The sequence below is a fragment of the Pseudomonas sp. 3A(2025) genome (genome assembly GCF_054589175.1).
Map to the genome: position 1 here is coordinate 1 of NZ_BAAILM010000003.1, position 7,494 is coordinate 7,494.

The 7,494-nt window shown below is 59.8% G+C and carries 7 protein-coding genes; 6 read left to right on the top strand and 1 reads right to left on the bottom strand.

Annotated features, from left to right (window positions below; translation table 11 throughout):
* Positions 1-117 precede the first annotated feature (117 nt).
* Entirely contained in the window at positions 118-423 is a 306-nt protein-coding gene (locus tag ACYP2A_RS00950) for a hypothetical protein (RefSeq protein ID WP_459741915.1), read from the top strand.
* A gap of 524 nt (positions 424-947) precedes the next feature.
* Here the strand turns inward: ACYP2A_RS00950 and aroA are convergent.
* The gene (gene aroA / locus ACYP2A_RS00955; protein ID WP_459741917.1) at positions 948-2,204 is read right to left on the bottom strand and encodes a 3-phosphoshikimate 1-carboxyvinyltransferase; all 1,257 of its coding nucleotides are present in this window, start codon (positions 2,202-2,204) and stop codon (positions 948-950) included.
* A 243-nt stretch (positions 2,205-2,447) separates the two neighbouring features.
* Between aroA and ACYP2A_RS00960 the strand changes: the two genes are divergently transcribed.
* From ACYP2A_RS00960 to ACYP2A_RS00980, 5 genes are all read left to right on the top strand, one after another.
* Complete coding sequence (locus ACYP2A_RS00960; protein WP_459741919.1) at positions 2,448-3,476, top strand: YrzE family protein; 1,029 nt, start codon at positions 2,448-2,450, stop codon at positions 3,474-3,476.
* Positions 3,477-4,145: 669 nt separating this feature from the next.
* Positions 4,146-4,331: a hypothetical protein gene (locus tag ACYP2A_RS00965; protein ID WP_459741921.1), complete on the top strand. Its 186-nt coding sequence runs from the start codon at positions 4,146-4,148 to the stop codon at positions 4,329-4,331.
* A 94-nt stretch (positions 4,332-4,425) separates the two neighbouring features.
* Complete coding sequence (locus tag ACYP2A_RS00970; RefSeq protein ID WP_459741922.1) at positions 4,426-4,887, top strand: hypothetical protein; 462 nt, start codon at positions 4,426-4,428, stop codon at positions 4,885-4,887.
* Complete coding sequence (locus tag ACYP2A_RS00975; RefSeq protein ID WP_459741924.1) at positions 4,884-5,762, top strand: toprim domain-containing protein; 879 nt, start codon at positions 4,884-4,886, stop codon at positions 5,760-5,762. Before ACYP2A_RS00970 ends, ACYP2A_RS00975 begins: the two co-directional genes overlap by 4 nt.
* Positions 5,749-7,494 (top strand): DUF927 domain-containing protein (locus tag ACYP2A_RS00980; RefSeq protein ID WP_459741925.1); only part of this gene is annotated, 1,746 nt, incomplete at its 3' end. The genes ACYP2A_RS00975 and ACYP2A_RS00980, both read left to right, overlap by 14 nt.

Consider the following 7,494-nt stretch of genomic DNA (forward strand, 5'->3'; position numbering starts at 1 on the left):
TGCAGACCTGCGTCGCTGCGCTCCGACTGCCTGTCCAAATGGACGTGGATCAGGTGTCCAAGTGAGCATGGAACGAGTGTCCAAATGGTAGCGGTCTGAGTGTCCAAGTGGCGTGGAATGCGCAACACGTTGATGGCTGACCTGCGTCGGTATGTCATAGAGCCCGCTGTCAGCCAGGTTAACGAGCACAGCCGGTTGCAGGTGCATTACGAGTTAAAGCGCACGTGTCGCAAGATCACTCATCTGAATTTCGTCATTGGTCAAAAGCAGGTGCCTGCTACAAAGCCAGCAGTCGCTCTTGATACGCCCCGCGCGAAGCGTACTGCTGAGGGCAAGCCACCTAAAAAGGTGGCTCTCTCTGCCTACGAACTCATGTGCGACAGCGCGGCGCCGTGGCGGCGGGTGATCTCTCATCAAACATAAAATAACTTATTGATTTTATTGAATTTAAAAAAACACCACTTGTAGGAGGGAGCGGGCGGCGATCCGTCTCTGCTGGCGATTGAGCGCGAAGCGCTCACAGACATTTCTGAAACGCTGACATTTTACGACTGCTAGCGCAGCCGATCGCGGGCAGAGCCCCCTCCTACAGGTCCCATGTTTGCTGCGCGACAGCGCGGCGCCATGGCGACGGGCGATCTCTCATCAAACATAAAATAACTTATTGATTTTATTGAATTAAAAAAACACCAACCTGTAGGAGGCAGCTCTGCTGGCGATTGAGCGCGAAGCGCTCACAGAAATCGTCGAAACGCTGCAAATCTACGACTGCTGCGCAGCCGATCGCGATGGTCCGGCATTCCGGCAGAGACGGATCGCCGCCCGCTCCCTCCTACATCCAATGTTTGCTGCGCGACAGCGCGGCGCCAAGGCGGCGGGTGATCTCCCACGGATTCGGCGCCAGACGAAATACTGGCGAAAACCGTCTTAACTGATCAGCATTGCTCCTACGACTGCAACTCCACACCCAGCGATTCCAATGCTTTCCAGTAGCCCGGATAAGTCTTGCCCACGCACAGCGGGTCAAGAATGCGGATACCGGCGACTTTCAGGCCTGCCAGAGCAAAGCACATGGCGATGCGGTGGTCGGAGTGGGTGTCGATCAGCGCATCGACCGTACGCCCGGCCAGCGCCGGGTTGGCGTTGACCAGCAGGTCGTCGCCCTCTTCCACTGCCAGTGCCGGATCAATAGCCCGCAGGCCATCGGACAGCGCACGAATGCGGTCGCATTCCTTGACGCGCAGGTTGGCAATGCCGACAAAGCGCACCGGCTGGTTGTTGAACGCGGCCAGTACGGCCAGCGTCGGAATGGCGTCCTGCATCTGCGAGCCGTCGATCACTGCCGGCATGTTCGGGAAGCGCTCGATGATCTGGCTGGCCAGCGCATCAGGCTGGGTGAACGCATCTGTCGCCACGCCCAGATCGATGCTGCCGCCGGTCAGTGCCTGGGCCGCCCACAGGTAAGTGGCCGCCGAGGCATCGGGCTCGATGTGAAAGTCGGTGGCGCGGTAGCCGGTGGCCGACACTCGCCAGGCCGACTCACCGATGGCTTCAACTTCAGCGCCAAAGGCCTGCATCGCCGCCAGGGTCAGGTCGACATAGCCACGTGCACCGATCTCGCTGCCGGTCAGCGCCACTTCAATCGGGCCTTGCGCGCAGGCACCGGCCATCAGCAGCGCCGACACGTACTGGCTGGACAGGTTGCCGTCGATTTCGATACGCCCGGCCGCCAGGCCTCCACGGCCCTTGATCGCCACTGGCGGGCAACCGGTCGGTGCGCTGACCTCGACACCCATGCGCTGCAAAGCATCGACCAGCGGGCCGATGGGGCGCTTGCGCATGTATTCGTCGCCATCGACCACGAACTCACCGTCGAAGTTGGCCAGGGCCGCGGTCAGAAAGCGTGTGGCGGTACCGGCATTGCCCAGCACCAGCGGTTGGCCCGGCGCCTGCCAGTGGCCGCTGCTGGTGACCACAAAGGTGCTGTCATCCGGCTCATCGACCTGCACGCCCATCAACCGCAGGGCCTCGGACATCACCCGCGTGTCGTCGCTCTTGAGCGCGCCGGTCAGGCGGCTGGTGCCCTTGGCCAGGCCCGCCAGCAGCAGTGCACGGTTGGTGATGGATTTGGAACCCGGCGGGCTGACCCGACCGGTCAGTGGGCGATTGACAGGCACTACGGTGAGCGTGGAGTGAGGTTGCATGATGGCCCTGATGAAGAGTGGCGGAAAAATCGCGATCCTAACATGACCCGCCGGTTCCCATATAACCGGTAAAAAAACAGGCACTTTCAGTGCTCTTTTTTAAGCAGGTGTACCGAACTTTTAACAACTTTTGCACCTGTGTATTTATTCGGAATAAATTTCAAACTTCCGGCGTCCTGCACGAGTCATTGCTATGTACACCACTACTTGGGTGTCCCTGCCATTGCCTGAAGGATGAACACCATGATTCGTGACGACCGCACTTCGACGGCTGGATACGCCGCGCCTGACTACGCCACGCACAACACTGTGGCGCCATTACTCAAACGTATTTCCTGGAGTGCCATTCTCGCCGGCGTCGTACTGGCCCTTGTGGTGTCGTTGTTACTTAACGTGCTCGGGACCGCCATTGGCAGTGCCAGTATCGATCCGATGCAAGAGGCTAATCCCGTGTCCGGGCTGGGCACCGGTGCCGGTATCTGGGTGGTGGTCAGTGCGGTCATTTCGCTGTTCATTGGTGGCTGGGCTGCCGGGCGTCTGGCCCAGCGTGAAGGCGCCTTTCACGGCTTGCTGGTCTGGGCTTCGGTGTCCTTGATCACCGTCTACCTGGTCTCCAGCGCCGTGACCGGCGTGGTGCGTGGCGGCTTGAATCTGGCCGGCAGCGGCCTGTCGGCGGTGGGCAGCGGTCTGGCGCAGGTCGCGCCGGCGCTGGGCGACAAAATTCAGGATCAACTGAAACAACAGGGCATCGATTTCAACCTTAATGACATTCAGAGTGAAATCGAACTGGCCATGCGCCAGACCGGCAAGCCGGAGCTGAACCCCGATAACGTTAAACAGGAGGCTCAGGCCACCACTCAGGATGCGCAGAACACTGCCGAGCGCAGCGTCAACAACCCGCAACAGGCTGACGAACAGATCGGTGGCCTGCTGGACCGGATCAAGGCCAAGGGCAACGAAGCCTGGGATGCCGCTGACCGCCAGGCCCTGGTCAACCTGATCAAGGCACGCGGCAACAAGACCGATGCCGAAGCCAACCAGATCGTCGATCAGGCCCAGGCCAGCTATCGCCAGGCCTACGCCAAGTATCAGGAGCTGAAAGCCCAGGCTGAGCAAAAAGCCCGTGAAGCGGCTGAAGTCACCGCCAAGCGCGTCTCGCAAGGCGCCTGGATTCTGCTGATCACCCTGGTGATTTCGGGTCTGGTTTCGGCCGGTGCCGGCGTTCTGGGTCGTCGTACCCAGCCTGCCGACAAGCTGGTGACCACTCGCTGATCTTCGTTCGCCGCTGAAGCGGATCGCCTGCGGGGGGCATTAACCCCCGTAGCGCGCTTGCCCACGCACTTATATTCAAAAACGAGTGTGTGTTCCCACCTGTTCCCACTTCTTTTTATCAGGTGGGAACGCTGCAAGCCACGTGGTTGCTGGGCGTTCCCACCGTTCCCACTGTTCCCACCGATTTCAGGTTCGCGTGCAATCCTGCTTCATTTTTGAGTCTCGGAACTACTTCAATACACATGTTCCTGTGAATCCAAAAACGGTGGGAACAGTGGGAACACTGGGAACAGCCAATGTTTACGGGGGGTTAGCGTTCCCACTCTGTTCCCACCTGGATTTTGGTGGGAACAGATTCGTGGCGTCTGGCAAGCCATTACGCGCACGCAAAGTTGCACGCAATGGTGATGCCCGGTATGGTTCGGCGATCCGTGGTCAATCCCATGGGTCGGGCGTAGGAACCCGTTAGATAAACTTGGCGCACGTAGCGCCCCATCACGATTGCAGGCGCTTTTTTTGTGCCCGCTTTTCTGTGTTATGGCGGCTGTGTGTGGGCAGGCCTCGGCCTGGCCGGGTTCCAAGTTTCCTGGCATTCCTACCCTGCACACAGCTGCCACCCAATCCCGTAGGAAGGATCGTGACAGCTCCATACTGAACTTGGAGTCACTCATGCATACCGTCAATCCGTTCAAAAGTCGCGCTCTGGCGCATCGCCGCATGGCCCTTAGCGCCCTGCACGCTGACTCATCGCTCGCCAGCCGTATTGCCCGCTACAACCACCACATGGACCGCGCTCGCGCCCTGGAACAGGCCGCGAATACCGATCCATGCCCGCATGACATCGCCTCGACGTAACCGAAGCGTCGTTTGACCAAACGGGATCGCGGGCACCGCTGAGGTGCCCGTGTGGTGATCTGTATTCCAGGGCCAAAGGGCCGGCGGAAAAATAATGAACGCTAAAAAAGGCGCACCGGCGTCAACAGGTTCGGCTTGCCTGAAAAAAGCCATCGACTCCTTGCCAGAGCTGTCTCCACGGCCTGATTACGCCATTGACCACACCGGCAAGCGGCGCGGGAAAATGACCGCCATTGCCTGGTATCGCTCAAGCAACATGGGTAAAGGCGCGTTGTGGTTGTGCCGCTGCGAGTGTGGGTTGTTCGAGTATCGACGGCCGGGCAATTGGCAAAGCCGACCTCATCCAGACGACATGTGCAACGCGTGCCTGCGCGCCAAGGGGCCTAATTCCAAGGTCACCGCTCATGTCCGTTACCAGCAATGGATTGAGGGCCTGCGCGACCTTGGCCTGACGGAAAACGAAGTAACTCAAATAATCGCGTCAGGCTCAGCGATAGAAACCAGAGACAAAACCGCTGCTGAAGTCCGCGAACAAATTGCCAGGGAAGGCTTATGAAAATCGCTACCGTATTATTTCGCGAAACCCTGCAATCGGCTTTTGGCCCGCTTGACTGGGTTCCACTAGGTGACGGTGAGATTCATCGTTTCCATGTACCGGGAGACAAGCCGGGACGGCTCAATGGCTGGTATGTGTTGTTCATCGACTCGATTGCTGCTGGCGCGTTTGGCAGCTGGAAAGAGGGTAAAACTCACACGTGGTGCAGCCGCCAGCCTCACGATCATCAAGAAGCCCAGCAGATACGTGAACACATCGAACAGGCACGTCGTCGACGGGATGCAGAGCGTTTGCGGTGTCAGTACCAGGCCGCCGAGTTGGCGCTTTGTTGGTGGTGCAAGGCGCCCGGCGCTAACCCTGAACATGCTTATCTGGTGGCCAAGCAGATTGATCCTTACACCCTTCGCCAACGTAACGATGAGCTGCTGGTTCCGCTGTACGCCAACGGGCAACTGGTCAATCTGCAACGTATTGGACCGGACGGTTCCAAACGCTTTTTAAGGGGCGGCAAGGTACAGGCTAGCTACTCGATACTGGGCACCGTCACGTCTGACCAACCGCTGTGTATCTGCGAAGGTTGGGCCACCGCTGCCACATTGCATCAGAGCGGCTATACCGTTGCCGCTGCGATGAATGCCGGCAACCTCAAGCCGGTAGCGCTGGCACTCAAGGCTCGATACTCCAACGTGCCACTCATCATCACGGGCGACGATGATCGACAGACTGACGGCAATCCGGGCCGTACCTTTGCCAATGCGGCCGCCGTTGCAGCCGGTGCCCAAGTGACCTTTCCCGACTGGCCAGCCAATGCGCCACTGGACCTGACCGATTACAACGACCTTGTGATCTGGAGGCGCGCCAATGGCCTCGCCTGAATCTACCTTCATCAGCCTGTATCCTGATGCGCCAGCCATAACGCCCGATCGTCCGTGCTGGGCAGTATATGAACATTGGGTCAGCAACGAAAAAGGCCGGCGGCTCAAACCGGGCGTTTACTGGCATGGCTATAAGCGTTTGACCGGCGATGAGGACTCAGAAGACGAACAGAACCGCACCGCCACCGATGAATGGATCTCCACGCCAGTCACCGTTGCTGCCCGCACCACCAATACCGACGACGGTAGCGAAGGGCGTCTGTTACGGCTGCTGACTGACAATGGGCACAAGGAATGGATTATTCCCATGGAAGTATTCGGCGGCAGTGGCGAGGACGCTCGCCGCCAGTTGTTCGGTATGGGCGTGATCATTGGCCTAAAAAAGCGCGGCTCCTTTATGGAGTACCTGCTGGATCAGAAGCCTGCCGGCGTCTTCGCCACCACCAGCCGGCCGGGCTGGCATGAGTCAGGCGCCTTTGTATTGCCCGGCCGTACCATCGGTAGCGATAAGGTGCGCTATCAGAGCAGCGGCAAGACTCAATTATTGTTTAGCCAGCGAAGTACTATGGACGGCTGGCAAGCCGAAGTGGCCGCCCGCTGCGCCGGCAACCCAGTACTGACCCTGGCCATCGGTTGCGCACTCGCCGGGCCGCTTTTAAGTCTGGTGGGCGTCTTGGGCGGCGGCGTGCATCTGGTCGGCGACAGTTCCAGCGGCAAGTCGCTGGCGCAGTTGGTGGGCTCGTCGGTGTGGGGCGATCCGGGCGTGTTTGCCGCCAGCTGGGACATGACCAAGGGCGGGCTGGAGATCGAAGCGTCAAGCCGCAACGACACCATGTTGCCACTGGATGAGATCAAGCGGGCCAACCCCAAGTCCGTGCAGGAAATGGCTTATTCGCTGGCCAACGGGCAAGGCAAAGGCACCATGACCCGCGACCGCGAGGCCCGCGGCAAACTGAGCTGGCGGCTGTTGGCACTGTCCAGCGGCGAGCGCTCGTTGTCTGTGCATGCGGCCATCAGCGGCAACAGCGCCCATGCCGGCTCGGAATTGCGCATGGTCGACGTCAATGCCGGCACACGCACGCACCGGGCGTTCGATGAACTGCATGGCTTGGCCGGGGCTGATTTTCATCGGGCGCTGACGGTGGCGGTCAGCAATCATCACGGCCATCTCGGGCCTGCTTTCGTTGAATGTTTGCTGACCAGCGATGATCGTCCCGGCCTGCTGCAAGAGTTCGCCGGCGTTCGTGCGCAGTTTGTGGAGGACAACGCACAGGCCGGGCGGGTGGCCGATCGCTTTGCGGTGATCGCGCTGGCCGGAGAAATGGCCATTGCCTACCAGTTACTCCCTTGGGTACCGGGCAGCGCCTTGGCGGACTGTCTGTTGCTGTATGGAGAGTGGCTGGCGCGGGTGGGCAGCGGTAATGCGGAAGACCGGCAGATTCTGGCGGGGATTTCGGACTTTATCGACAAGCATGGCAGTAGCCGGTTTTCGGACATCAACGAAGCGATGATCGACACCCGGGTGCATAACCGCGCGGGGTATTGGGAGTTGGTGGGTGACCGGCGGCTGTACCTGTTCAACAAGCCGGCGCTGATCGAGGCGGCGAGCGGGTATGGGCTGGCGCGCATTGTCAAAGCGCTGGAAGGCGTTGGCGGCCTTGCCCGGCGTGACAGTGATCGCAAGCGGCACACCAAGAAGTATCGATTGCCCGGTGGTGGGTTTGCGGGGCTG

Coding starts and splice junctions, on each gene's coding strand:
- ACYP2A_RS00950 (WP_459741915.1), top strand. CDS start 118: ATGCGCAACACGTTGATGGCTGACCTGCGTCGGTATGTCATAGAGCCC.
- aroA (WP_459741917.1), bottom strand. CDS start 2,204: ATGCAACCTCACTCCACGCTCACCGTAGTGCCTGTCAATCGCCCACTG.
- ACYP2A_RS00960 (WP_459741919.1), top strand. CDS start 2,448: ATGATTCGTGACGACCGCACTTCGACGGCTGGATACGCCGCGCCTGAC.
- ACYP2A_RS00965 (WP_459741921.1), top strand. CDS start 4,146: ATGCATACCGTCAATCCGTTCAAAAGTCGCGCTCTGGCGCATCGCCGC.
- ACYP2A_RS00970 (WP_459741922.1), top strand. CDS start 4,426: ATGAACGCTAAAAAAGGCGCACCGGCGTCAACAGGTTCGGCTTGCCTG.
- ACYP2A_RS00975 (WP_459741924.1), top strand. CDS start 4,884: ATGAAAATCGCTACCGTATTATTTCGCGAAACCCTGCAATCGGCTTTT.